Annotated in this window: 24 protein-coding genes and 3 pseudogenes; 17 read left to right on the top strand and 10 right to left on the bottom strand. The window is 50.4% G+C overall.

The annotated features are described in order from the left end of the window. Positions 1–3 precede the first annotated feature (3 nt). The 3 genes from BSZ32_RS08350 to BSZ32_RS18350 are packed head-to-tail and all read left to right on the top strand — an operon-like array spanning position 4 to position 2641. Positions 4–1818: a BatD family protein gene (locus BSZ32_RS08350; protein WP_105043018.1), complete on the top strand. Its 1815-nt coding sequence runs from the start codon at positions 4–6 to the stop codon at positions 1816–1818. Then, entirely contained in the window at positions 1815–2459 is a 645-nt protein-coding gene (locus BSZ32_RS08345; protein WP_105043017.1) for a tetratricopeptide repeat protein, read from the top strand. The genes BSZ32_RS08350 and BSZ32_RS08345 overlap by 4 nt, the downstream gene beginning before the upstream one ends. Then, positions 2351–2641, top strand: coding sequence for an SH3 domain-containing protein (locus BSZ32_RS18350; RefSeq protein WP_129589663.1), 291 nt, complete (start codon positions 2351–2353; stop codon positions 2639–2641). The genes BSZ32_RS08345 and BSZ32_RS18350 overlap by 109 nt, the downstream gene beginning before the upstream one ends. Before the next feature lie 143 nt (positions 2642–2784). Here BSZ32_RS18350 and BSZ32_RS08340 read toward each other — a convergent pair whose 3' ends face one another. Further along, a complete protein-coding gene (locus tag BSZ32_RS08340; protein WP_165788738.1) occupies positions 2785–4263 on the bottom strand; it encodes a sulfatase family protein in 1479 nt (492 codons plus the stop codon). A 54-nt stretch (positions 4264–4317) separates the two neighbouring features. Continuing rightward, complete coding sequence (locus tag BSZ32_RS08335) at positions 4318–4824, bottom strand: tRNA (cytidine(34)-2'-O)-methyltransferase (RefSeq protein ID WP_240610590.1); 507 nt, start codon at positions 4822–4824, stop codon at positions 4318–4320. 46 nt (positions 4825–4870) lie between these two features. On the opposite strand from BSZ32_RS08335, the gene BSZ32_RS08330 reads away from it, so the two are divergent. The 6 genes from BSZ32_RS08330 (at position 4871) to BSZ32_RS08310 (ending at position 8032) form a co-directional block, all read left to right on the top strand. Continuing rightward, on the top strand, positions 4871–5404 hold the full coding sequence (locus BSZ32_RS08330; protein ID WP_105043016.1) for a hypothetical protein: 534 nt from the start codon (positions 4871–4873) through the stop codon (positions 5402–5404). After that, positions 5382–6188: an OmpA family protein gene (locus BSZ32_RS08325; RefSeq protein WP_165788737.1), complete on the top strand. Its 807-nt coding sequence runs from the start codon at positions 5382–5384 to the stop codon at positions 6186–6188. Before BSZ32_RS08330 ends, BSZ32_RS08325 begins: the two co-directional genes overlap by 23 nt. 35 nt (positions 6189–6223) lie before the next feature. Further along, positions 6224–7075, top strand: coding sequence for a M23 family metallopeptidase (locus BSZ32_RS08320; protein WP_105043014.1), 852 nt, complete (start codon positions 6224–6226; stop codon positions 7073–7075). A gap of 248 nt (positions 7076–7323) precedes the next feature. After that, positions 7324–7458, top strand: a complete 135-nt coding sequence (locus tag BSZ32_RS20075; protein WP_276308422.1) for a hypothetical protein — start codon at positions 7324–7326, stop codon at positions 7456–7458. Continuing rightward, on the top strand, positions 7458–7739 hold the full coding sequence (locus BSZ32_RS08315; RefSeq protein ID WP_105043013.1) for a type II toxin-antitoxin system RelE/ParE family toxin: 282 nt from the start codon (positions 7458–7460) through the stop codon (positions 7737–7739). The genes BSZ32_RS20075 and BSZ32_RS08315 overlap by 1 nt, the downstream gene beginning before the upstream one ends. A gap of 2 nt (positions 7740–7741) precedes the next feature. Beyond that, complete coding sequence (locus BSZ32_RS08310; RefSeq protein WP_105043012.1) at positions 7742–8032, top strand: HigA family addiction module antitoxin; 291 nt, start codon at positions 7742–7744, stop codon at positions 8030–8032. A gap of 77 nt (positions 8033–8109) precedes the next feature. Here BSZ32_RS08310 and BSZ32_RS08305 read toward each other — a convergent pair whose 3' ends face one another. Next, on the bottom strand, positions 8110–9210 hold the full coding sequence (locus BSZ32_RS08305; protein WP_105043011.1) for an aminopeptidase: 1101 nt from the start codon (positions 9208–9210) through the stop codon (positions 8110–8112). 404 nt (positions 9211–9614) lie between these two features. Between BSZ32_RS08305 and BSZ32_RS08300 the strand changes: the two are divergent. Then, positions 9615–10345 (top strand): annotated as a pseudogene (locus tag BSZ32_RS08300) (uracil-DNA glycosylase family protein). A gap of 41 nt (positions 10346–10386) precedes the next feature. Continuing rightward, positions 10387–11028 carry a pyridoxamine 5'-phosphate oxidase gene (pdxH, locus tag BSZ32_RS08295; RefSeq protein WP_105043010.1) on the top strand — a complete coding sequence of 214 codons (642 nt, stop codon included), beginning with the start codon at positions 10387–10389 and terminating at the stop codon, positions 11026–11028. Positions 11029–11083: 55 nt separating this feature from the next. On the opposite strand, the pseudogene BSZ32_RS08290 reads toward pdxH, so the two are convergent. From BSZ32_RS08290 to BSZ32_RS20070, 4 genes and pseudogenes are all read right to left on the bottom strand, one after another. Then, a pseudogene (locus BSZ32_RS08290) lies at positions 11084–12490 on the bottom strand (DUF1501 domain-containing protein). Positions 12491–12501: 11 nt separating this feature from the next. Beyond that, positions 12502–14178, bottom strand: a pseudogene (locus BSZ32_RS08280) (DUF1553 domain-containing protein). Between the two features lie 301 nt (positions 14179–14479). After that, entirely contained in the window at positions 14480–15187 is a 708-nt protein-coding gene (locus BSZ32_RS08275; protein WP_165788735.1) for a DUF1549 domain-containing protein, read from the bottom strand. Then, positions 15187–15609, bottom strand: coding sequence for a c-type cytochrome domain-containing protein (locus tag BSZ32_RS20070; RefSeq protein ID WP_165788734.1), 423 nt, complete (start codon positions 15607–15609; stop codon positions 15187–15189). Before BSZ32_RS20070 ends, BSZ32_RS08275 begins: the two co-directional genes overlap by 1 nt. Before the next feature lie 738 nt (positions 15610–16347). Here BSZ32_RS20070 and BSZ32_RS08260 point away from each other — a divergent pair. Genes BSZ32_RS08260 through BSZ32_RS08250 form a run of 3 tightly spaced genes read left to right on the top strand, consistent with a single transcriptional unit; the run spans position 16348 to position 18563 of the window. Next, positions 16348–17094 (top strand): VC0807 family protein, encoded by a 747-nt coding sequence (locus BSZ32_RS08260; RefSeq protein ID WP_105043004.1) that lies wholly within the window; start codon positions 16348–16350, stop codon positions 17092–17094. 24 nt (positions 17095–17118) lie between these two features. Continuing rightward, positions 17119–18003 carry a hypothetical protein gene (locus BSZ32_RS08255; RefSeq protein ID WP_105043003.1) on the top strand — a complete coding sequence of 295 codons (885 nt, stop codon included), beginning with the start codon at positions 17119–17121 and terminating at the stop codon, positions 18001–18003. A gap of 53 nt (positions 18004–18056) precedes the next feature. After that, a complete protein-coding gene (locus tag BSZ32_RS08250; RefSeq protein WP_165788733.1) occupies positions 18057–18563 on the top strand; it encodes a YchJ family protein in 507 nt (168 codons plus the stop codon). 1116 nt (positions 18564–19679) lie between these two features. Here BSZ32_RS08250 and BSZ32_RS19230 read toward each other — a convergent pair. After that, complete coding sequence (locus tag BSZ32_RS19230) at positions 19680–20801, bottom strand: prolyl oligopeptidase family serine peptidase (RefSeq protein WP_206018769.1); 1122 nt, start codon at positions 20799–20801, stop codon at positions 19680–19682. Further along, positions 20798–21448: an alpha/beta hydrolase gene (locus tag BSZ32_RS19225; protein ID WP_206018768.1), complete on the bottom strand. Its 651-nt coding sequence runs from the start codon at positions 21446–21448 to the stop codon at positions 20798–20800. The genes BSZ32_RS19230 and BSZ32_RS19225 overlap by 4 nt, the downstream gene beginning before the upstream one ends. A 633-nt stretch (positions 21449–22081) precedes the next feature. Here BSZ32_RS19225 and BSZ32_RS08235 point away from each other — a divergent pair. Continuing rightward, positions 22082–22978 (top strand): thioredoxin family protein, encoded by an 897-nt coding sequence (locus BSZ32_RS08235; protein WP_105043001.1) that lies wholly within the window; start codon positions 22082–22084, stop codon positions 22976–22978. 150 nt (positions 22979–23128) lie between these two features. On the opposite strand, the gene BSZ32_RS18785 is transcribed toward BSZ32_RS08235, so the two are convergent. Next, entirely contained in the window at positions 23129–24322 is a 1194-nt protein-coding gene (locus tag BSZ32_RS18785; RefSeq protein ID WP_165788732.1) for a fasciclin domain-containing protein, read from the bottom strand. Positions 24323–24699: 377 nt separating this feature from the next. Here BSZ32_RS18785 and BSZ32_RS08220 point away from each other — a divergent pair, with 377 nt between their 5' ends. Then, the gene (locus BSZ32_RS08220; protein WP_129589662.1) at positions 24700–25167 is read left to right on the top strand and encodes an Ig-like domain-containing protein; all 468 of its coding nucleotides are present in this window, start codon (positions 24700–24702) and stop codon (positions 25165–25167) included. Positions 25168–25684: 517 nt separating this feature from the next. Next, a complete protein-coding gene (locus BSZ32_RS08210) occupies positions 25685–26194 on the top strand; it encodes a hypothetical protein (protein WP_129589661.1) in 510 nt (169 codons plus the stop codon). Positions 26195–26277 lie beyond the last annotated feature (83 nt).

The raw sequence follows: 26277 nt of genomic DNA, 5'->3' as shown, positions 1-26277 counted from the left end.
ATCATGACATTTTTCAGAATCACTCTCGTACTCTCGCTCATTTCCTCTGCTCTAGCAGAAGTGAAAATGCACAGCTCTATCGCCGACAAGTCATTCTATGTCGGAGAAGCCTTCACCTACGAAATCCTCATTGATGGTGCGAAGAAGGTCACTCCAGACGAGGTCCCCGAGTCGAGCGACCTGCACATCAAATTCCTAGAAATGACTCAGGGAAGAGAAGATTCCCCCACCAGCATAGCGCTAAGATATAAACTCGTTCCCACCCAGCCTGGCTACATCGCCCTACCCGTCTTCATGCTTGAGGCAGATGGCGAACAGATGATGACCGAGGAAGAACAATCAATAAAAGTTGCCAAGCCTGAGGCCCTCCCCGGTCTAGTTCTCACCAGAGAAATCCCCGACTCTCCTGTCTACGTAGGTCAGCCCTTTCATGTGCATTATCAATGGCAATCTCCCCTGCCTCTGATCGGATTCAGAGCGATCGATTTCACACTCCCACTCTTCCATTCCTATGATTTCAGTGTCCGTTCACCCCATGCATGGATCGACGGTAATGACAAAGCTGCAATCGGCCTACCAGTTTCTAACAATAGAATAATTGCTCGGCATAGTTCTAAAGAAAATGGCGAACTCTTCCTTAACTATGTGTCATTCACCAAGATCCTCATGGCTAAGTCGGCAGGCGAAAAAACTCTCAGCCCGGCGACATTGTTGACCTCCTACGTCGACCCACCTGACCACAAAAAGCGCACTCGAGGTTGGAAAACAAACTACCCGAGCTACTTCAACAACAACTTCTTCGACACTCCAGAAGGAGAGGAATACAAGAAATACTTCGTCAGCTCTCCCACCCAAAAACTACAGGTACTGCCATTGCCCGAAGCCGGCAAGCCGCACGATTTCCTGGGGCAGATCGGAGCCCGGAAGATCAGAGTCAGCGCCACCCCTGAGATCGTAGCTGTCGGCGATCCTATCACTCTCACCATCGAAGTCGACGAGTGTGACTTCCCTGAAGTTCTTGAGTTTCCAGACCTCGATGAGCAACTCGCCTTCACCCGCCAGTTTGCCATTCCCTCCAAGCAATCCCATGGCAGAATCGAGGGAAAGAAAATCACCTACATCCGCACCATCCGACCTAGGGCACAGGATGTGTCAGTCATCCCCGCCATTCGCCTCCCCTATTTCGATCCAGTCACCCAGTCCTATATAGTGGGCGAATCCAAAGCCATTCCCATCACCGTCAAAGCATCTGAGGTCGCCACTGCCTATGATGCGCAAATCAGCGGAGCCGGCCCCATCCGAAATCAGTTAGAATCTAACGACCAGGGAATCAAAGCCAACATCACATCGCTAGACGCGCTCGATGGTTCTGCTCAGTCAAAGACCCGATGGTGGATACTCTCCAGCGTGCTCCCACCGCTCGGATTTGTCTGCTTCTTTCTGGGTACCAGAAACCAGCGGCTAGCAATCAGCAACCCAATCCAAGCCCGTTCCAATATAGCCTACAGCCACTTTTTGAAAAATATAGACTCAGCAAGCAATCTCAGTGGCGAAGGTCAGTTAGACCAGATCAATCACAGTGTGAGAAACTACTTCGCAGACAAGCTCAACCTCACAGCCATGGCCCACACCTACGCCGAGTTAGTAACTCTAATCAGCAATGACGTCAAACCTCCTGAGCTGGAGAAGTTAGAAATTCTCTACCACTCCTGTGAGGCACCACACTACAGAGCCCAGACAAATGGGCCGAGTGACAATGACATTTTGGCCACAAGCAAGCCCCTCATTTCAACCATTGAGAAAGCACTCAAAGCATGAAGCGAATCACTACATTCCTTATTCAAACCCTCGCATTCCTCTGGTTCAACACCCAGATCAGCATAGCGAACGACTCCATCGCTGGAAAAAGCATGGCGGCCATTTTTACCGAGGCTAACCAACAATTCGATCAAGCCAACGTCTCAGCAATGAGCGCCCCCTCCGAAGCGCAAGACCTCTATCAGCAGGCAGTCCTCAAATACCAATACATCACCGAACACAGCAAAGACCCATCCGCTGGGCTCTATATCAATCTCGGCAACGCACACTTCCTCTCTGGAGAACACGGCCATGCGTTGCTCAATTACCAACAAGCACTCCGCCTAGATCCGACCCAGTCGGATGCGCTTCACAATCTCCACTACCTCCGCAGTATCACTGTCGATGAACTCCCAGTCAGCCGCAGCCAACGCGTCGCCGACGCCTTACTATTCTGGCACCACTGGCCAGCCACCGTGCGGATCGCCCTGGTCGCTCTATCTAACATCGTCTTCTGGGGACTGCTAGGCCGCTTACTCTATCAGCGGAAAAAATGGCACTGGATCGCTCTCGCCAGCAGTGGAGCTCTAGCCTCGTTTTCAGCCTATCGCTCTGGGGCAGCCACCGTGGCTGGGACCAAGGAACCGACGCCGTCGTCATAGCCCGCGAAATCGTCGCCCGCCAAGGCAATGGCTACATCTATGACAACGCCTTCACCTCCCCCCTCCACGCCGGCACAGAATTCACCATCCTCGAATCCCGTGGAGGTTGGCACCACGCCCGCCTGCTCAACGGTAAGTCCTGCTGGCTCCCCGCCAAGAGCAGCCTGCTGGTGCAGCCGTAGCTTCGAATCAAGTTTTATACCGCGAAAAAACGAAAGGTTAGAGCGGCTCGGAAGATGAAACAATTTCTACCACCAATCACACTAATAGCACGAATGGGGCTGATGAGATTCATACCTAATTCCTAATTGGAGCGCAGCGACTATCAGTTTTCTTCGGGAACTTTGTAGTAGGTCCGTAGGCGCTGGAGTTCGACTTTTAGTCGCTTCACTTCTGGGGCGTACTCTGGGTTGCTGTACTGGCTTTGCATTTCTGATGGATCTTTTTCCAGGTCGTAGAGCTCCCATTCTTCTCCGTTAGGCACATCTTTGCCGTAGAATCGAATGAGCTTAAAGCGTTTCTCAGAGACTCCTTCGTGCCTCTTCACGCTGTGAGATCCTGGGTACTCGTAATAGTGGTAATACAGTGACTTTCTCCAGTCCGAGGGAGTTTTACCCTTCATCAATGGAATCAAGCTCTCGCCTTGCATTTCTTCGGGAGCTTCGACGCCTGCCATATCGAGAAAAGTCTCGGCGAAATCGATATTCTGGGTGAGATCGCTGTTCACTGATCCTGGCTTCACCGTACCTGGCCACTTCACTAACAAAGGAGTCCGGAACGACTCCTCATACATAAATCTCTTATCAAACCAACCATGCTCTCCCATGTAAAACCCTTGATCAGAGCAATACATTACAATCGTGTTCTCGCCTAATCCTGACTCATCTAGATAGCCTAACACTTTCCCGACGCTCTCATCCACAGCCCAGATGCAACGAAGGTAATCCTTCATGTACGTTTGGTACTTCCACTTCACTAGGTCCTTGCCTTCTAACTTGGCCGCATTGAATTTCTTGGTGCGCTCGGCAAACTGTCCGTCTAGCCCAACCTTGAGGTCGTATTTCATCCGCATCGTTTTATCGATCGTCATGTCCTGATCACGAGCCGCCGAACCACGCCCCTTGTAGTCGTCAAATAAAGTCGAAGGTTCGGGAATAGTGATGCCTTCATACTTGCCCATGTGCCGCTGGGCCGGGGTCCAATTGCGATGCGGCGCCTTGTGGTGCATCATCAGCATAAATGGCTTTTCCTTATCGCGCTGCCCTTTGAGCCAGTTCAATGTCTTGTCGGTGATCACATCACTCACATAACCCGTATTTTTTTCCTTCCCCTTAGCTGATATGAAATCTGGGTTATTGTAGGCGCCTTGACCGGGAAGAACATCCCAGTAATCAAAACCCTGCATCGCGCCACTGAGATGGATTTTACCAATCATCGCTGTCTGGTAGCCATTCTTCTGGAGAACTTTAGCAAAGCTCGATTGATCATGATTGTATGGCCCTCTGTTATCGATCTTCCCATTCAGGTGGCTATGCTTGCCAGTCAACAAGACCGCACGCGATGGTGCACAGATTGAGTTAGAAACATAACAACGGTCAAATCGCATCCCCTCCTTGGCAATCCTATCAATGTTCGGAGTCATATTGAGCTTCTGCAAGCGACCACCATACGCGCCTATTGTTTGAAAGGAATGATCGTCAGAAAAAATCCAAATGATGTTAGGTTTTTTAGCGGCGTTGACTGACTGCATCATCGATGCCAATGCCAGCACACCACCGAGCAGAACTGCGGATAGAGTATTCATGTGCTACTAATACCCATACTAGATAGAATATTACACAAAGTTTCAGCTATAAGTCTACTCGAACCCGACCTGCCGCATTCCTTCGTAGAGAACGATTGCTACAGCCGTCGCTAGGTTGAGACTGCGTGTACTTCCCTCCAGCATAGGAATCTTAATGGCAGTGTCGGGATGGGCCGCTATCAGGGCTTCATCTAGGCCGCGAGTCTCTCTGCCAAATAACAAATAATCACCATCTTTAAAATCGGCATCCCAGTGATTAGTACTGGCCTTTGTCGTGAGCAAAAACATCCGCGAGGTATCCACCACAGAGGCGTAAAACGCGTCCCAGCTCTCCCAGAGGACCAGATCGACATCCTTCCAGTAGTCCAGCCCTGCACGCTTCACCGTTTTTTCATCGATATCGAACCCCAGCGGTTTCACCAAATGGAGCCGTGCCCCAGTCGCCAGAGCCAAGCGTCCAGCGGCACCCGTGTTGTGCGGAATTTCGGGATGAACCATCACTATGTTGAACATAGCCCATCGATACGCATTCACCCGCGGGAGTGCAAGCAGTGCTTTCATCAGAAAAGAGCTGTGACATCCAGCCGACTTCACGTACTATTGAGCTGTGAAGCTGTACTTTTCCATTTCCGTTCTCTGCCTGAGCCTAGTCGCTACTAGCTGCAATAAGAAACCAGCAGAAGAACCATCACCAACGGGAAGTAGAATTACACCCGCTCAGACACCAATAGAGACAAGTAGCGAGCAGATTCCATACACAGAGCCACTGCCGCCACAGACAGCTGAGGGAATAGCTAAAGACATGGGCATGACGCTCGATTTCAGTAATCCTGAGGACTACATGGCAAGGATTGTCGAGATCATGCAAAAAGCAACAAATGAAGCTGACCCCGAGGCCATTATTCGCCTCATTGGCAAGCAGTCCCTGACAAAAGAGCAAGAGGCCATGCTGCGAAAACTCGTGACCGAGCAAAGGATCAAAATCGACCCGGAAAGCCCATTTGAAAAGATTGGCGAGCTCAAAGCGAACAAGCTCGCACGCTGGGCAATCAACCTCCAAGACAGCGCGCCTATTCTTCTCGATGTCAAACGCGATGACAGAGGCAAATGGAAGGTCGATGAAGTCACCCTCAATGGGTAAAAAGCTCACTGCTGGGGACCCACCATCACTGCCTAACGTAAATAATGACGCGCTCAACTACACCTACACATTTCTTAGCCGATTGATCAAGCAGGATTTTAAAAATGCCAAAGCAATGGTTGACCACTCTAACATTAGCGACGCAAAGCTCGCTGCCATGTGTATTATTTTCGAGGAAGCAGCCTACAAAATCGACAAGGAGAAGCCGCTCCGCTCTCTCTTCATGCGCGACACTGCCGCAGGGTTTTACGCCAATGTCGTTTCTAGTGACGGAGAAAAATCCGCCCAATTCTCCATCATCACCCAACGTCAAAAAAAGAGCGATTCATGGAGAGTCTATGAAATCAACCTCGACCAACTACTAGGCGACTACGCCAAACGCGTCTCAGGTGGTGACATCTACTACAGCCCATTACTTAAGAACCCGCATGGTGGTGACACGCTTGTCATCTACTTTGAGTTCGACTCAGAGGGACTCACACCACGCACCCAAAAGCAACTCAGTATCGTCACCCGCCTTCTCAAGCTTGATCCTAACAAGGCAATTACCATCTCGGGCCACACTGACGCCAAGGGCAGCAAAGAATACAACGCGAACCTTTCAGCCCAACGCGCCCAAGCCGTCAAAGACTTCTTCGCTACTCACGGCGTGAGTCCTGAGCAGGTCATCACCGAATCCCATGGATCTCAGCACCCAAGGGTCTCTAACACTCTCACAGATGGATCCGACAACCCAGACGGCCGACGGGCCAACCGCCGCACAGAAATCTACTTAGATTTCTAAGTTGGCCCTCAAAAATAAGCATTCAGCAATTTCCCATGCCCATTGTCCTTTCCCGTCTCGTCCCAGCGCTCTTCTTCGGGCTCTTTTTCTACGTTGGTTATCTCATGATGTTTACCCACCACGTCCCTGAGGCTCCAGTCCAGAGCCTCGACACCTGGCAAAAAGCTGATGCGCCTTACGGCATTCCCCTCAATTTAAATGAACCGTCGGTCACACAAAAGTTCGACCCTAGAATGCAGCTCCATTCGCCCTTCGAAGCAGCTCTCATCCCCAGAGCTCCACGCTTCGAGGCCGCCATGGGATCTGAGCACGCAGCCCTCACCTACAACGCCCAGGGCTTTATGGAAGTCAACTCTATGCGTGGCGGCAACCACACTGGCGACGACATCAATGGCATCGGCGGCCAAGACTCCGACTTCGGCGATGCAGTCTACGCAGTCGCTAATGGCCTAGTCGTTTACGCAGGCACTCCATCAGACGGATGGGGGAAAACCATCATCCTTGCCCACCGTCTCCCCGACGGCCGCAAACTCCACAGCATGTACGCTCACCTCAACTCCATCGAAGTCGCCCTCCAGTCCCACATTGGCCGTGGTGCTCAAATCGGCAGCGTGGGCACTGCTGGCGGACGCTACCTCGCTCACCTCCACTTAGAAATGCGCGAGACCGATGGCTTCTCCCCGCAGGCTGGCTACTCCAGCCACCCATTTGACAGGCTCGACCCCGAAGCCACTATCACAGCTAACAGAAATGCAAATGACGACTCCCTCAATCCCAGCACCCTGAGCATCCTCCAACAAAGCAAGCGCAGCAAAGCCCCCCTCCCAGAAATGGATGCAAAGTCAGCCCTCAAGTTCCAAGAATTCCTCCAACGGAGTAGCAAGTGATGCACTCCCCAAAGCCAATACAATGAAGCGTCTCTAACACGAATCACACCAATCGCACGAATGGTAGCAAGCAAGTAAAAATAGGAACGATATGTAGCCCCGCACCAGATTCGGTGGCATTCCTAATTATTCAGTGGAGCGTAGCTAACCTAAGGCAGGGACCGTTTCCCCGAAACGTCCGGCTAGGTTGACAGACAATCCACAAGTACCTCCTCAAAAAATCTTCCTCAAAATAAGCCGTAAAACCCATGTCGATCATCTTGATATTACCCATAGCCCTACTCATCCTTGGCGCCCTAGTGGTCGGATGCGTCCTCGCCTTTAGAACTAAATCGGACAAGCCGAATATCGAAATCGATTCCTCAGATCCCTCTAACGACTGATGGCCGTTGGGCTAGTGAGGCACCCAATTTTTACTTGTAATCCTAAATCACCTAACAAAAAGTCTCCAGCCACAGATTTAGAGTCATCATATTTTCGGCGTTGCTGCCACTTAGAAGCGGCATTCAGCCTTGAGGACCTGCGTATTCCTCCATCAAACCATTTAGAAGCTCTCAGCCACAACCGAGCTGGCCAATATTCGATTCGGATCAACAAACAATGGCGAGTTTGTTTCAACTGGAACGAAGGAGCTCAGAACGTAGAAATCACAGACTACCACTAACCATGAAAACTATTCCAAACTCCTTTGCCAAAACCCTCCGTGATGTTCTAGAGGGCAACCCTCTCAACCAGAAAGAACTCGCTCAAGCACTCGGCATTTCCGCCCCACACCTCTCAGAAATGAAATACGGAAAGCGCTCATGCTCGGCAGAATATGACCTTCGACTCTCACGCTATTTTGGCACCAGTGAAGGGTTTTGGCTTCGTCTGCAAACGGCCTACCAACTCCGAGTTGCTAAGGCAAAAAAAGGCGCTTCTATAGAAAAGGAAGTCCGCCCACTCGCTTCAGTTTAATTCGCGAATTCGGATCAACGCAAAAAAGCCCCGGAAGCACTTAACTTTCGGAGCTCTAGAATTATTTATTAGCGCTCTTAGAAATTCAATTTCTCCAGCGATTTTGGTAGGAATATTCCGTCTTTACGGATGAGTTTCCCGTCGAGGTAGATTTCGCCGCCGCCCCATTCTTTACGCTGGATAGAGACCATGTCCCAGTGCACCTGTGAACGGTTGCCATTGTCTGCCTCTTCGTAGGCTTGACCAGGAGTGAAGTGGAATGAGCCCGCGATTTTTTCATCAAACAGGATGTCGCGCATTGGCTCTTTGATCAATGGGTTGATTCCGAGCGCGAACTCGCCCACGTAGCGCGCTCCTTCATCGGCATCGAGAATTTTATTGAGCTCCTTGGTTTTAGAGCCAGCATTGGCCTTCACAATCTTTCCGTCTTTGAATTCGAGACGGATATTATCGAACGCTATGCCCTGATAGATCGTCGGAGCATTGTGGGTGATTACACCATTCACGCTATTTTTCACAGGGGCAGTGAACACCTCGCCGTCGGGGATGTTGTAGTTACCGCAGCACTCTACTGCTGGTATATCTTTGATTGAAAATGTGAGATCCGTTCCTGGATTGACGATGTGGACCTGGTCGGTCTTCTCCATCAGGCGCTTGAGCACTCGGGCTGGCGAAAGCATCGCCTTGTAATCTAACAAACAAACATCGAAGTAGAACTGCTCAAATGCCTCAGTACTCATTCCCGCCTGCTGAGCCATTTCCGGAGTTGGCCAACGCAGAACACACCACTTGGTCTCCTTCACACGATAGTCCATCACCGGGCGCATGTGCTTCGACGAGAGCGCCATCTTCTTAGCCGGAACGTCGCTGAGTTCGGTGATGTTGTGGGAACCCCGCAGTGCGATGTAGGCATCCATGTCCTGCATCTCGTTCAACTGCTGAGCCGCGATCGCTGCATATTGCGCATCACTAGCTCCCATCAACATCTCGCGGTTCAATTTAGTATGGTTCACTCTGAGGAATGGGATGGCCCCTTTCTTACGGGCCTCACGGATGAGAGCGATTCCAATTTCATCTGGCACCTCAGCCACATCGATGAGAACTTTTTCACCTTTTTTAAGGTTGGTAGAAAATCGCACTAATTGCTGCGCCAACTGGTCAATACGTGGGTCTTGCATGCCGCCACAGTCGTCAGAGATCCCGACTTGTCAAGCGGCTCCAGAGCTAAACCCGGTGGATTTATAAAGAATTATCAGAAGTTACACGGCATGAGTACGGTTGGCTGAAGGCCATATTCATACCAGCCTAGGGTGAGTGACGTAGGAGCGTAACCCTAGGATATGGAAGAGGGATATTTTTCTGGCTGAAAGCCAGACTCATGCTGGGACAAAGCTCGTGGATACTTGAAGTTGGCCTTCAGCCAACATACGCTTCTTTACGTTTAACCTAGGGAATGCGCGGTGCTTCTTCCCTAGGCTGGTATAAAATTCGCCGATAGCGATACAAGCCATTCAGTTATCGAGCTATTCTTACCCGATCTATTTCTGTTGCACTCAGCTACTTAAAAGCCCATACAACAAGCATGATCACGGAGTTGGAAGCTGCAGCACAGGAACTTATCAGAGATCTAGCACCTCTGCGATTTTCTGACCCAGTCAGTCACACTTACAACCCGCTCGAGTACGCTTGGACTCCTCACCAACAATACCTCAGCCGCTTTGGTTCTGGTAAAAAGCGGGTGCTCTTTCTCGGCATGAACCCCGGCCCATGGGGGATGGCTCAGGTCGGCGTTCCCTTTGGAGAAATCCCCGCTGTCCGCGATTGGATGGGGATCGAGACTGCTGTGGAAAAACCCGCTAACGAACACCCGAAACGCCCAATCGAGGGGTTTTCCTGCCAACGCTCCGAAGTCAGCGGACGCCGTCTCTGGGGGCTTTTTGCCGAGCGCTACTCGCTGGCCGATGACTTTTTCGCCGACCACTTCGTCGCCAACTTTTGCCCGCTCGTCTGGATGGGAGAAACCGGTCGCAACATCACACCCGACAAGCTACCTAAGTCTGAGTCCGCTCCAGTCGATGAGGCTTGCCGCCTCCACCTCTCGAAAACAATAGCATTGTTAGAGCCCGAATTCCTTATCGCGTCGGTGCCTTCGCCGAGAAGCAACTGAAGGAAACTGTCAAAGCGTATTTTCCTAACAAGGACTTCAAGGTTGGCAAAATTCTCCATCCTTCCCCCGCCTCACCCGCTGCTAACAAAGGCTGGCCAGAGGTACCACTCCAGCAACTCATTGACCTAGGCGTCTGGAGCGAGTAACTCTTCCATCTTCCATCTTCCATCTTCCATCTTCCATCACCATGGACCTCTCAGACTACAGAAAAGACTACCTCAAAGGCGGACTCCACCGCGCTGACCTCGCAGCCACACCTGAGGAGCAATTCACACTTTGGTTCCAACAAGCCATCGACGCCGGCTACCCCGAGCCGAATGCGATGTCACTCGCCACAGTCTCCGCCACTGGAGCACCCTCATTGCGCACAGTCTTACTCAAGTATTTCAACCCAGAGGGCATGGTATTCTTCACCAACTACACCAGCCGTAAGGCAAAGGAAATCGACGCCAACCCCAACGTTTCTCTACTGTTCCCATGGGTCACCCTAGAGCGACAAGTCATCGTCATTGGTAAGGCCGAGAAAATCTCAGCAGTCGAATCGCTCAAGTACTTCACCAGCCGCCCGCACGAAAGCCAACTTGGTGCCTGGGTGTCCGCCCAAAGTGAGGTCATACCTAACCGAACTTTGTTAAAAATGAAGCTGGCTGAAATCGGCCGGAAATTCAAAGAAGGCAAAGTACCTCTCCCAGACTTCTGGGGTGGTTATCGTGTTGTTCCGCATCACATCGAGTTCTGGCAAGGTGGCTCAGCCCGCCTCCACGACCGCCTGCTCTACACCCGCGAATCATCCGACGCCGACTGGCAAGTCAATCGCCTCTCGCCCTGAATCAGCCTAGCTCAATGGCACTATAGTGAGCACTCTGCAGGCGCCCTTAGGCTATTTAGGTGAATAGCTCATGCTTCACTTCACCATGGACATCTGTTAGTCTAAATGAGCGTCCTTGGAACTTGTAGGTGAGACGCTCATGATCAATTCCTAACAGACTTAACACTGTGGCGTGGAAATCGTGCACATGCATTTTCTCTTCGGAGTCTATATTATAGGAAAACTCGTCAGTCTTACCAAAAATGGTTCCGCCTTTGACCCCTCCACCAGCCATCCACATTGGGAAGCAGCGCGGGTGATGGTCACGCCCGTAATCGGTTTTGGTGAGCTTGCCCTGAGAGTACGCGGTACGGCCAAATTCTCCTCCCCAGAGCACAAGAGTATCATCTAACAATCCTCTTTGTTGAAGATCCATAATCAGAGCTGCGGAGGCTTGATCCACCTCTTGGCACTGTTTTTTCACTCCTTTGGCACAGCCGCCATGCTGATCCCATCCTTGATGATACAATTGGATGAATTTGACTCCTCGCTCGGCTAATCGTCTAGCCATGATGCAGTTGTTAGCAAAGGTGCCTGCTGTTTTTGAGCCCTCTCCATACAGATCAAAGGTTGATTTACTTTCGATGCTAATGTCCACCGCCTCAGGAATAGCACCTTGCATGCGGTACGCCATTTCATACTGGACCAAGCGTGAAGCTATTTGCGGGTCATAGATTTTTTGCTGCCGTAGTTTCTCTAACTGGTGGATGGAGTCTTATACTCCTCGGCGTGAGAAATCAGCTATTCCTCCTAGATTATTCAAAAATAAGACTGGATCGCTCTCTGGTCGGAACATGACGCCTTGGTATTCAGACGGAAGAAATCCGTTGCCCCAAAGACCAGCAAACAATGGCTGGCCAACTTTTCCCTTGGTACGCATAACCACGAAGGGTGGGAGATTTGGATTGCCTGTGCCTAAACCATAATCTAGCCAAGCTCCAATCGAAGGACGTCCTGCAATTTGCGAGCCAGTTTGCATGAAAGTGTTAGCTGGACCATGATTGATCGCTTCACTATATATCGTTTTGATCAAGGCGATCTCGTCCACTATCTTAGCGGTGTGTGGCAGCAACTCACTCACCTCCATGCCACATTCTCCATACTGCTTAAAGTCGTAGGGACTAGCTGCGATAGGCAGTGATGACTGACTACCTGACATGCCGGTAAGCTTCTGCTCTCCTATCACTGAGTCAGGCATTTCCTCACCGTGGCGTTTACGCATTTCGGGCTTATTCTCAAAGGTTTCGAACTGTGATGGACCGCCTGCCATGTACAGGTAGATCACACGCTTTGCTCTCGGCTGGATATGTGCTCCCCCCAATATACCTTGCCCATTATTTAGGCTATTCCCAGCTGCATTCAGGTTGAGCGATTGCCCCAGGCCCAGTGCTGTAGCAGATTTTAAAAAGTGTCTTCTATCCATTGTAGTTCTCCTTATCTAAGCATGTAGAAGGAATCGAGATTCATCATGGCATTCACAACAATCGTCCAAGCCGCCAATTCCGGTTTATCTGCTATCTTTGTTACTGTTTTACCTATCTTTATCAGCTCATCCGCAATTTTTGGGGATTGTTTAAAGTAGGCTCTTTGTTCAGTCAGTAAATGGGTAAGGACTGCTACTTCCTCCTTGCTTGGCTCTCGGCCAGTCATACGCAAGAACAACGACCTCATTTTACCATCGTCTTCTAACTCTAAGGTCATGATGTTCTTGGCTATATGCCGACTGGACTCCACAAACTGCGGACTATTCATCAAAACTAGTGGCTGCAATGGTGTCGAGGTTTTCTCACGTTTCACTGAGCAAATCTAACGTCTTGGAGCACCAAAAATCAACATTTCTGGGGAAGGTGTATTACGCCTCCAGTTGGTGTATAAGCTACGCCGGTACTGGTTCTCATCTGGCTTGTTAGGATTCACACTTCTCCCCCCAAAAGCATGGTTAATCAGACCTGCCGAGTGCAGTGCGTTATCCCGTATCATTTCCGCAGTGAAGTAGTACGATGGCCCACGAGATAACCATTTATTCCCAGGATCTTTTAGATGAGAATCTGCTGTCATGTTAGAATCTTGCCTGAAGGTGTGAGACATCACCATTTTCTTGATCAACGCTCTAACATCCCAGCCAGAATTGATAAAGTAACGGGACAGGTAGTCCAACAACTGTGGGTGCGATGGAAAATCCCCTTGGGAGCCAAAATCATTGGTCGTAGAGACTATCCCGGCACCAAAGATCATTTGCCAGTAGCGGTTGACTGTTACCCTTGAGGTCAGCGGATGCTCTGGATGGGTGAGCCATTGAGCCAACCCCAATCGATCCCTTGAGTATTCTTCACCAAAAGGAAATATCTCTTTCGGCGGACTCGGTTCAATCTCTTCACTCTTGACTGGTGAGGTGTAATCACCACGGGCGAGCAAGTAGGTCTTCCTGCGTTCAGGTAATTCCTTCATGATCATCATTTGGCTCCGCGTATCCTGAAATTTATTCAAGGATTTCCGCTTGGCCTTTAACTCCGTAGAGAGCTTTTGGTATGTAGCAGACACAGTGGAGGAAAAGTAATCAAATAGCTCTTTATCATTCGGCGCACCTTTTCCTGGTTGGTAATTCTCGCGGACTTCAACGGCTGTTAGTTTACGGTCGAATACTCGGAGTTCATCCACCATCCCATCTTTAAATCCTCTATCCCTGAATCTCGCTCCGATTTGCAGATCCATTCCACGTTTATAGAATATATGCTTGGTGAGGTTATCTTTAACCACTTCAGTTTCCAGAAGCTCACCATCCAGATACAATTTGATTCCTGCTGCTTTTGATGACCCGTCATAGGTGACGGAGATCTGTTGCCATTTTTGAATGGGCAACTCGCTCACAGAACGCACACGTATTTCATTTCCTGGGGAATAGTGAACCAGCGCAAAACTTAGTTTACCATCCTCTACCAACAGTTCGTAGCCACGACTAGCGGCATCTAACCATGCTCTTGTTCTATGTAAAATGATTGCTCTATCATACTTCTTTGCAGCATGGACCCTCAGACTTAAGGAAAAATCTAAATGACGTTCGTAGGGTCCAATTTTACCGAAGTTCAAGGCACTATCACCGTCGAGCAGCATCGCTTTTCCTTTCTCACCTTCGGAAACCTTTGAGTAATTCGTATTGTAGCTTCCCCCTTGCTTGGCATTGATCGTGTTGGGAAATTTCCCTTTATCGGCGGTGTCGAAGGTGAATTCACCAATTCCCCCCATCACTTTCACTTTCCCGTCCCATGTTTTCTTCCATTGCTTCAAAGCTGCCTGTTCAGTCTTCGGCAGACGATCTCTAGCTGAAAGCGCTGTGAGATAGGCTTTCACTTTCTCCCCCAACTCTACTTTTTCAGCTGCAGTCATTATAGCCATGCTCGGACTTAGCGTGGACTTAGCGTGGACTTGGCGTGGACTTGGTGAAATACGAATACACACCCGCTTCATCGATGTTGTTGAAAAAGGCATAGGTGCTGTAGTACTCTTTCATCGAAATCGGGTCGTACTTGTGATCATGACAGCGGCAACACTCCAAAGTGAGCCCCATAAATGCTGTGGTCGCTGTTTGCGCGCGATCCGCCACGTACTCAGTCCTAAACTCATCTGGCACAGACCCACCTTCATTTTTCTGCATGTGCATTCGATTGAATGCCGTGGCCAGTTTCATTTGATCATCGCTATTAGGCATCAAATCCCCCGCTAGCTGGTGCGTCAAAAATTCGTCATAGGGCATATTAGCTTTCAGTGACCTCAGCACCCAATCGCGCCAGAGCCAAACCTCTCTCGAATTATCCCTCCGGTAACCATAGGAATCCGCATAGCGAGCCAAATCCATCCAATCTACCGCCAGACGCTCAGCAAAGGCTTGAGTTTCCAGCAACTTATCCACCCACTTTTCGTATTTATCCTCACTCTTATCCGCTTTAAATTCAGCTATTTGCTCCAAGGTCGGGGCCAACCCTGTGAGGGAGATATACAATCGACGAAGTAGTAGATCTGAGCAAGCTTCAGCAGATCGCTCTAACCCTTTATTCTGTAAGGTTTTCTGTACGAAGTGGTCGACCTCATTCCTTGTTTCACCATTGCCCGATCGAGGCACCACTATCTTTTTAGGGAGTGGTTGAACGACCAATGCTTGTCATACTCAGCCCCTTCTTCAATCCACGTCTTGAGGGTTTGCTTTTCGGTTTCAGTGAGTGGCATGTGCCGTTTCTGAGGAGGCATGATCTCCTCCATGTCCGTCCTGGAAATACGCTGCCACAATAAACTTTTCTCTACGTTCCCAGGAACGATTGCGGCACCCGCTCCAGCTCGATCAGAAGTCGCGTGCTCAAAGGTGTGCAATTGCAAATCACCTTGGATGTCTCCAGCATCAGGACCATGACAGAAATAGCACTTATCCGAAAAAATGGGTCGAACATCCTGGTTAAAGTCTACTTTCTTTTCCGCCCATGCTGGGTGTAAGAGCAGTAGCCATAGTATTGCATAAAATTTTATCTGATTCTCAACTATTGAAGATAACAAAAAATGCCAATTTCCTATATTCTGTATGCAATAGCCTGTAGTTTTCGCTTTCCGTTCTGTATTTACTTACACTAGTACTGTTATTCCCCTGCAAATCACCCATAATTTTTTATTTTTGTCCGCCGGTGACCTCCGCCCACCTAGTTCTCGGATGAATACGCTCTAATAAATATTAGTAATCTCACTTAGAGTTTTAAAGAGACTGATGCTGGTGTGGATTTCTACGTAGTGCGACCGTCTCGGTCGCTTGAGCTTCTTCCGGCGCAGCCGCTGTCTCATTGTTGAAGTTAAGCTAGACCATCCTTCTTGAGTCGCTGCGCTCTATTTGAAATTTATGATTAGAAGCGCGTAACCCACGCTTGACACTTGTTTCATCGGTCTAGCCCATTGACTAATGACTCTTGACCATTGACCGCCGCAGGCTCTCTGAACTCGGAAAACTTCTTCCGCTTCATTGTCCCGGCTCCCTCATTCGTGCGATCCGTGCGATCCGTGAGATTCGTGAGATTCGTGAGATTCGTGGTAAAAACTCACTTCATCTAGCCGGGCTTCATCATCCCAGCTTTAGAAAAAAATCTGTGTTATTCTGTGTAATCAGTGCTCAAAAATCGCTTCATCCAGCTGGCCTTTCGGACCTTTCGCCTGTTTCGCGGTTAGAAAACGACTTCGCGGGTTTCCCTTCAAAATAGAAATCCCGCTTGCATAGGCCAGCACTGGGCTTCACAACAGTCTTCGCATATGAGCAAAACTGCTACCAAAGAAGAAAACCCATTGATCAACATCATTATCAACGTCCTCTTACCAACCATTATTCTGAGTAAGCTCAGTAAAGAAGGTGAGGCGCTCTACCAGCTAGGACCAAAGTGGGCAATGATCGTGGCACTGGCTCTGCCGTTGGTCTACGGTATTTGGCACTGGATCAAGCACCGCAAGCTCAACATCTTCTCCACTGTTGGCATGGGTGCCATTTTACTCACCGGCCTCATCACCATTTACCTCTGGTCGAACGATTCAGCCAAACCACACGTCGCTTGGATCTTTGGCATCAAGGAGGCGATCCAACCGCTGATCCTCGGCTCGCTTTTCCTGATCACCCGCCGCTCCACCAGCCCACTGTTCCGCACCTTTATCTACAACGACGCGATCTTTGACATCAAACGAATCGAGAAATCAGTAGCCGAGAATAACCTCATTTCTCAATACGAAGGCCTCATCTGGAAGTGCACACTCTACTTCTTCGGCTCGTTCTGCCTCAGTGCTGTGCTCAACCTAGGACTCGCGCATTACTTCCTCAATGACCTCGCGCCCGATCTCCCTAACTGGAAAGAAGAATACAATGGAATCGTTGGCAGCATCACAATCTGGGGATTTGCCGCCATCGGTGGGCCGATGATGGTTGTCGCCGGCTACATTCTCTATATGATGATCAACGGGCTCGAAAAACTCACAGGTCTCGATAAAGAATCCCTCCTCCTCCCCCGTTAGAAAAATCCATACACAACGAACCCAATGCGCTTCTTAGGACTTCTTTGCCTATTTTTCCTGCCACTTCTGCATGCTGAGCCTGCTGCAGACAACACAGCTGAAATCCCAACTTCGGGGCTAGTCCCTCTGCGCCCACCCACCGAAGCCCAGTTTGCCTTCCTCTGCCTCAACAATGCCAAGGTCGCTGAAGTCGACGCGCTTAAAGCATCCCTAGTCAAATGGTTCAGACTCAACTCTCCCGACGAGATTCGCAAATTCACCTACAAACCCGAGTCCCAATCGTTTTCATGGGGGATCGGCCGGTCACGCTTCGTCGCCACTCTCGAAGCCCTACCAGTCCCTAACAACGACATCCGCTACGCTGCTAACAATTCACTCCATTGGCCAGATGCTGAAAAGCAAATGCTCAAGCACCAGGCGAACTACACGATGACCTGCGTCAGCATCCACCGCACACCATGGCATGCAGCGCTCGATCTCAGCCACGCCCTCGCAGCCTTCACCGAGACTCACGACACCACTGGAATCTACTGGGGAGACGCCTCCATCGTTCACAACCCAGTGAGCTTCCTCAAGCAAGCGGACTACCAACTAGGATCGGCAAAAAAGGTCCCCAGCACGCTCTGGGTCGGCATACTCTTCGAGTCCGACACCAAGGGAGGCTGGAACATTTTCACCGACGGCATGCGTCCACTAGGCCACAAAGACATCGAGATCCACAGCTCACAGCTGGTACGCACCACACTCTTCTCTACTCTCAACAAAACCAAGCACGACGTTCTCACCAAGCAGCTCACACTCAAAAATGATCTCGTCATTGACGGAGATGATGCTAGCAAATGGAAGGTCAGCACCGGAGCTTCAGTCATTGGCAAAGAAAAGCCCGTCTGGATCCTCACTCAGCAATAGTCTTGCTCGATCGAGCCCCTTAACAAAATTTAATACCACAGCCATTTCTACCCATGAACGAAGAATCCACCAACGAAGAGCCTATCAACGAAGACCCTATCATCGAAGAAGCCTTTAACGACGACCAAGCTGAAGGAAACGATGAGGAGCGGCCACTGCGCATCCGGCTGCGCTCAGATTGCCCCTGTGGATCTGGCGACACCTACAACGATTGCTGCCGCAGCTACCACCTCGGCAAAGCTCAGCCGAAGACTGCCGAGCTACTGATGCGTGCGCGCTACACGGCGTATTTCTTCCGCCTGCCTGACTACCTGTTCGGCACCACTCACCCAGACACCCGCGCTAAAGACCTACGCAAACAGCTCGATGCCTACCTCCCCACTGTGATGTGGCGCTCGCTCAACATTATCAGCTCCAGCAAAGGCACCGCTGAAGAAAAAAAGGGGAAAGTCGAGTTCACCGCCCAGTGCCACGAAGACGGCGAACTGAAAGATCTCTACGAGCACGCACGCTTCCGTAAAATCAAAGGCAACTGGAAGTACCTCGACGGACGTGGCTAGAGGACTAGCTGCTTGAGCACTCCAAAATCCTTTTATACAGAATTTTTCAGAATTGCCCCAATTGGTTTCTGGTTCAAAAGCTACCATTCTAATGATCTGGACTGCGTGTGGCTTGACACCGCTCTGCGGCGGGCGCGGCTTGACGCGTGGGGGAGCAAGCCCGCGACAACCGACCCAATCCCCCAACTCAACACCACGCTATAAACAACAGGTTTCATCAGACCAGTCTGAAAACTGAAAACTTCAAACTCCCGCCCCATCTGTCTAGCCGGATTCTCCAACGGAGAACTTTATACCAGCACCGTCAAAGGCCTAGCCGCATGGCGGGGTAAACCATAACCACAGCCTCCTTGGCTGAAGGTCAAGTTCATGTTTTTTGCCGTTCAGCAGCTCACCTTCTATAGGTCTGAGCCCATACACGCCAGAGAGATTAATGGAGGGAGTTGATTACTCATCATTGCTTCTTCGCTCCCATTTTCTGCAATTCTGCCAGGCAAGGCTGGACTTGAAGTGTCGCCTTAGAATAAGACACACTTCCCTCCTCAAAAGTGCTCAGAGCTTTTGCTTTCACAGAGCCAATTTTTTTCAATTCTAGCGACTTACCCTGCGAAATAATCACGACTGGATGAAAGCCGTGGCTGAGAAACTTCTCTATATTGAATCTTAGGTGAGCATTATCACGGCAGTGACAGTCCAAGAAAGGCTGCACATCCGAATCAATGCAATCTATCGGAGCTATAAAAGCTGCGGAATACTGAGAGCCTAGATCTCTCACCTTTTGCTTCCACTCTTTGCGAGGTGGAGTCAACAACTCAAGCAGTTCAGCCGTGCTAGGAAAACAGGGCTGGGAAAATGTTGGATCTTTTTTGTTCATCGTTCTTTTTTCTATTTTTTGGGAGTGCCACTCATGATCTATGAGACAGACTAAATGAGCCCAAAACTCCAATAATCCCTTGTTCTACAAAGGATCTTGGAAATTGGTCTGGGTCTATGGACAGCTATATCAGCCAGGGTTGTTTGGTGATGACGGGCCTGAATGGCATATTGCTCATGAGGCCAGATCTACTTTTTGTACTTTTGGGAAATGGCTCTCCGTACGTTCACAATACATCAAACCTATTGATTGACCCCCTTGTGGTTCATAAACTCCCAAATACGGTCCATCCAGGTATAGCTGCCGGTGCCCGGGGCGGCCTTCCTCTGGAAACAATGGCCGCGTTTGGCAAGCGTGTGGAGATCCGACTGAATTCCCATCCGGCGTAGTTGTTCCCAGCATTTCACAGAATTCATTGCCGCCCAACCGTCCGCATCGCCGTGAACGAACAGCATCGGACAGGTCGCAAGGTCGAAGGAAAACTCCGGAGCAAGCCGAGCGTCGTCCGCGTTACCACCGGTCGTGTTATGGGAATTCTCGCCATCGGTCAGCGCATAGGCTGGATAGATGGCGACCGCCCACTGAGCGTTGCAGGAAAGCTTGTCTAGATCATCGATCGGCCTGTAGGAACGTTGTTTCGAGCTGGTCGCACCCATGAGCGTCAGGTGTCCGCCGGCCGAGGAACCCATGATGCCGATGCGGTCCGGATCGAGCCCTTTCGCTGCGGCCTTGCTGCGGACGATTCGGATGGCGCGCTGCAGATCCTGCCACGCCGTCGTGTGTTTCGCCAGTCCCCCCTGCGGACGTGGCGTGCGGTATTTCATCGTCACGACCGTCATGCCCTTTTCGTTCAGGTAACGCCTTGCCGGTGCCACTTCGAATCCGTTCGGATTGTTGCCTTGATAGGAGCCGCCCGAGTAGATGATCTGGATCGCCTTGGTCTTGCTTTCCTTCGGCATATGCCACTCAAGGTAGGGTTGGCACTGCTTTGCCTGCACATCCGGCATCCGGCCTTCCGGCCAGACCGGCTCCTTGTGAAATTCGCCGCGCGCATCGTCGTTCGGATAGCGGGTCATTAACTCCACTTCCGGGCCGAGACGTCCGTCAAAATTCATCTGGCGGAAAAACTCGGGGATCCGGTCGAGCCAGTGGTCATAAGCGGTGCCGTCTTCCCCTTTGTTCGGGTTGCCCATGAAACCGTGGCCGCGATCCGCAAAGAGATGGAGCTCGGCCGGAATCTTCATCCGGCGAAGTTGACGGTAGATCTGGGTGGAGCCATTCGGCGAATAGACATCAGTCCCGCCATGGAAGAGTGCCATCGGACAGGTCTTGGCATCGAACTTGAACGCGTCCGAGAGTTTCACATCGATCGCATCCCCATCGCGCGTGTTGGGCCCGTGAGTCCGTCCGTGAGAGCGTAGGCCGTGTAGATGGGAACCGCCCAGTTGACATGGCAGGGAAGCTGGTCGAGTTCGTCGACCGACTCGTAGGCCGGTGTGAGCGCGCTCGTCGCAAGCAGAACCGTCAAGTGCGATCCCGCGGAGAAGCCGAACACGCCAATCTTCTCCGGATCGAAGCCGCGCTTTGCCGCGTCGTTGCGCACAAGACGAACGGCGCGCTGTCCGTCCTCCCACGCGCTCTGGTGGATCGGCAAGCCCTGCGGACGCGGCGTGCGGTAGGTCAAGTTCACGCAAACGAAACCGAGTTCGGTGAACTTTTTCGCGACCTTGTCAATCCACACCCCGTCGCAGCAGTTATTATAACCGCCACCGGAAATGAGCAGCATGCATCCACCGTTTTTCTCCGCCGGTGCATCGTACCAGTCGAGGTGCGGCATGGTATGTTCTGCGGCCTTGAATCCCGGCGCCCGCGCCTGCTGGGTGGTTGCCGCAATCTGATGGGCTTGAAAATCTGGGATCTTTCCTTCCGGCCACAGCGCGACCCGCTCGCCAGCGGATGCTAGGACAGAAACCAGCAAGTAAAAACTAAGGATTAATCTATTATTTATCATATGGAAGTGAATCTATGAGACAGGCTAAATGAGTTGCAACTCCAATAATTTCTTATTCTACAAGGGGTCTTGAAAAATGATTTGGGTCTATGGGGGGCTCTATCAGTCATGGTTGTGTTGGGATGGCGGGCCTGAATGGCGTTCGGAAGTTTGCTGGTGAGGTCTGAGCGTTGTGAGTCAGCAGCTTCGCTGGGATTATTTTGAGCGACCGAGACGGTCGCGTTACGTAGAATGACCGTCTCGGTCAAATGGTGAAAATATTGGATGTCGAATCCTGCACGACTTTCAAGCCTTCGATACCAGCCAGTGTCAAAAGTCTTAAGGTCGCAAGTCCGGTGAGATCGCGTGGGCGCGATTGCTGGGTCCACAAAGTCACCAGACTTTGCTAGCTTGACCTTAGACCTTCAGACCTTCGACTATTCCCAGTGTGTATGATCTATGGGATCAGAAAAAATGAGCTGCGCAGGGCGATCTGTAAAGCGTGTCAACCACCCAGGAAATGAGACAAGAACCGATATCCGTGACGATATGATTGGACAAATGGGGGAATAAAATCACATTTCCCTACGTCCCAATCGAAACAATCACAAATTATGATCATAAAAAATACTACTCGCCGGCCTAGCTCTGGCAATGACAGCCTCCTTTGCCAGAGCCGCTGGAGACGAATGGATGACCGACTTCGAAGCCGCTAAGAAAAAAGCTGCGGCTGAAAACAAAGAGCTGCTCGTCGATGAAGTTTTTAAACACGACTCATTCAAAAAAGGTGTCGCTGATAAGTTTGTGCTGGTTGAGCTCGATTTCCCTAAAGACAAATCCAAGCTCAGTGAAGCCGCTCAGAAACAAAATGCTGAGTTGCAGGTGAAATACGGAGTCCGTGGCTTCCCGACCATCCTGTTACTGGATGCTAAAGGTCGGCCCTTTGCACGCACCGGTTACCAAGCTGGCGGCCCTGAAAAGTACCTTAGCCATCTCGATGAGCTACGTAGCAAGCGTGTCGCCCGTGACCAAGCTCTAGCAGCAGCCGAAAAACTTGAAGGCGTTGCTAAGGCCAAGGCCCTAGTCGTGGTCCTTAAAGCCCTTCCGGAAGATCAACTCGGTCACTATAGTGACATCACCGACCAAATTGCCAAGCTCGACCCAGCCGATACATCGGGCTTCGTCGCCGAACAGAAGCGCAAAGACGCGCTGGCCAAACTTGGAGCGGATATCAACGCAGCCATGCAGGCCGGTCAGGCCGATGGAGCTATCGCATGTGTTGATAAGTTCATCACCGACTACAAAGTGGTGGGCGAAGAAAAGCAAAACATTCTAGGCATAAAAATGAACCCATTATTAAGCACCAATAACTTTGATGGTGCCGCCAAGGTGATCGATGAACTCATCGCGTCAGCCCCTGAGTCAAAAGCCGCCAAGTTTGCTGAAAGCTTCAAGCCACAACTGCAGAAAATGAAGGCAGCGGCCTCCAAGCCTAAAGCTCCTAACCCACCACACGGTCAACCCGGCCACGTCCATGGTGCTGGCGAGTAAGCCTATCCTAACAAGTAAGGATACATCCACCCGACTCAAAAAAAGTAAGATCAGACTGTCGGGCAGAATAGACAACCTGACTGAATGAGTCTGCTCGTAACTGAATATATCAGGAGGGGAGAAATCCCCTCCTGATGTTGACAGAGGGCATTATTTATTCATTGAGGCTAATGCATTGTCTAGGCCGGTTCTGAGTGTCCAAGCGCGTGTCGTATCGCAATTGATTTTTTGCGAGCGAGTCAAGACCGTATGTAGCATAGCGCGTGTGGAGCAGTCGACATTCGTTGCTTTGGTGAGGGATACCAAGCATTGCTGGTAGATGTCGGCACATTTACTGTGATTGCCGTGGTTAAAAACAGGCACACCTTTTGTGATGGCTTTTGTTATCATTTGACTTGGACTTGTGTCAGATGACGCTGAGTGACAATTGATCTTTGTTTTTGGTAGAATAACAGAATCAATGACGTGTATAACCCCGTTATCGCATTGGATATCGGTCTTCACGATAGTTGCTCCATTGACCTGGAATAGACCATTTTCGATTCCAAAATTGAGTGTGTCGCCGTTCAATGATTTGGATGATTTAGCATTCAGGGCATTGCCCGCAGAGACTCTGCCGGGCACTACGTGGAGAGTTAGAATGGCTTTGAGCTCATCGAGGTTTTCAGGCTTGAGTAGTGACTCAACGGTTCCTTTTGATAGCGCTTTGAAGGCGTCGTCGGTGGGGGCGAAGACAGTTACCGAGTTTTTTCCAGAAAGAGTTTTATCTAGGCCCGCTGCGCCAACTGCTGCGAGCAAGGTGTTGAACTGTCCAGATTTCTTAGCAACGCTGGCAATATCATTCTTTGGTGCGGGCGGAAGCATTACTGAGTCGATTGCATGAATCACGCCATTAGAAGTTTTGATATCTGCAGATATTAAGGACGCGTCATTAATTTTTACTTTTCCATTAGAGAAGCGTACATTTATAGGTTCGCCCTGGAGTGATTTGGCAGCTTTAGCGGCAAGTGCGTCTGAAAGGCCGATATTTCCTGACACCACATGGAACTTAAGGAGAGCTTGAAGCTTTGACTTATTTTCTGGCTTCAAGAGATCTTCAACAGTGGTTTTGGGTAACTTGGCGAATGCCGCGTCAGTTGGAGCGAAAACAGTGAATGAGCCCTTACCACTTAAAACATCTACCAGACCCGCAGCTTCAAGTGCGGCGGCAAGCGTCTTAAAAGAGCCTGCTGCAACCGCGGTTTCGACTATATTGTTCACTTTCTTTGTGTGGCACTCGCCAGCGGTAATGGGGGATACCATTGCAATGGCGCTAAGTATGGCTGTAGTAGCTAATATTTTCATAATCTTTGTCTCTATTTGTTTTGGATTTTGTTAAGAACTCCCTTAGTGGGTTCATTATTAGTCTTCGTCTATTCGCCTCAATTGGATTCAAGAAAGTTGTTTTTTTCAAAAATCAACTCGCTAGGGTGCAGTTTATTCAACACTACCAGCCAGACTGAATGAGTCTGACTTCAATGGCCCGAAGGAATCCCAGATCACCGCCAATGGAGGTATGATTCACTACAGCGGCAAAGATTAGATCATGATGGGCAGACGTTTTGAGAAAGCTTACCTGAAAACTCACGAGCTGTTGCAGGTGTGAGCAAAGAAACCGTTGGCTAATGGCATGTAGGCACTGGCTGCCCCTTACTATTTCCAAACAAAACAAATCTATGAACATGCATAAGAAATTTTCTATTGGCCTTTTGGTCTTATCGGCAGGGGCAAGCAATCTCCTTGCCGAGGTCAAACTGCCGGCGGTGCTGTCGGATAACATGGTTCTCCAACAGCAGAGCGATGCTAGGTTCTGGGGGTGGGCTGCTCCAGGTGAAAAGGTGGAGGTTCAAGGTTCCTGGGCAAAGGGTGCAACCAAACCTGTGACGACCGGAAATGACGGCAAGTGGAAGATGTCTCTCACGACTCCAAAAGCCGGTGGACCATACACTATCACGGTCAAAGGCAATAATACCATCGAGCTTAAAAACATCCTTATCGGTGAAGTCTGGGTGTGCTCCGGCCAGTCGAACATGGAGTTCCGCTTGCCACACGCTACCAATGGTAAACAGGAGGTCACAAAGCAAACTACCCGCAAATCAGATTTTTCAATGTGCGTGGTGCTGCCACGGCGTATCCAGCTGACGATGTGAAGGGGAGTTGGTCCGAGTGCACTCCAAAAACGGCGGGTGGAATTTTGGCTGTGCCCTATTTCTTTGGTCGAAAAATCCACACCGAACTCAATGTTCCGATCGGTATGCCCCGCCATGGGGGCAACGCCTGCCCGGGCGTGGACATCCGGTAAAATGCTCTTGGAAAAAAACATGTATGCTCACGAGGTCAAACAGATCTCGGACGCCGAGACAATTGAGAAGGCCAAGGCGAAATACGAGGCTGAGATGATGGTGTGGCAGATAGCGCGGATAAGGCGAAAGCGAAGGAGTTCCGGAGCCGAAGCGTCCGAGAGGCCTGCCTCGCATCGGATCCCGCTGGCCGTCAGCCTTGTTCAACGGCATGATCAGCCCGCTGACCTCATCAACAATCAAGGGGGTCATCTGGTACCAAGGCGAAAACGACGTCACTGGCCTAGGATGGTATAAACCGCTGTTTCCAAAGCTGATCAAGAGCTGGCGCGATGCGTAGGGCCTCGGCGATTTCCCGTTCTACCATGTGCAGCTTCCACCGTATGACTACCGCCACAGTAACAGCGCGCTCTTCAGAGAAGTTCAGATGCAATCGCTTTCTATCAAAAATGTCGGCATCGCGGTGACTTTGGATGTCGGTGACTTCAAGAACATTCACCCGCCACACAAAAAGAAAGTCGGTAAGCGACTTGCTCTTTGGGCATTGGCCAAAGACTACGGCAAAAAGGATGTCGTCTTTTCTGGTCCGATTTATAAGGATATGATGATCGAAGGTGAAAAAAAACGCCTGTCGTTTGACCATACAGATTCCCCGATGGTCGCCAAAGACGGCACCCTTACCAACTTCGTGATCGCAGGTGCCGATAAGAAATTTGTCCCAGCAAAGGCGAAGATAGAAAATAACACCATCGTCGTTTCAAGCGACACCGTGGCAAAACCCGTCGCTGTGAGATACGCGTTTGATAACGCTGGAGTGCCTAGCCTGTTTAACAAGGAAGGCCTGCCAGCATCGTCCTTTAGAACGGATGAGTGGTAAGGTCTGAGCTCACGGACTCAAATCTCTACCTCGTGACCTCACGCCGTTTAGGCTCCACCTCTATTTGCCCAGAATTATTAGAC

The sequence above is a fragment of the Rubritalea profundi genome, from assembly GCF_002954445.1.
GTDB lineage: Bacteria > Verrucomicrobiota > Verrucomicrobiia > Verrucomicrobiales > Akkermansiaceae > Rubritalea > Rubritalea profundi.
The sequence above is the reverse complement of the archived record's forward strand: the minus strand, read 5'-3'. Positions and strand labels throughout refer to the sequence as shown.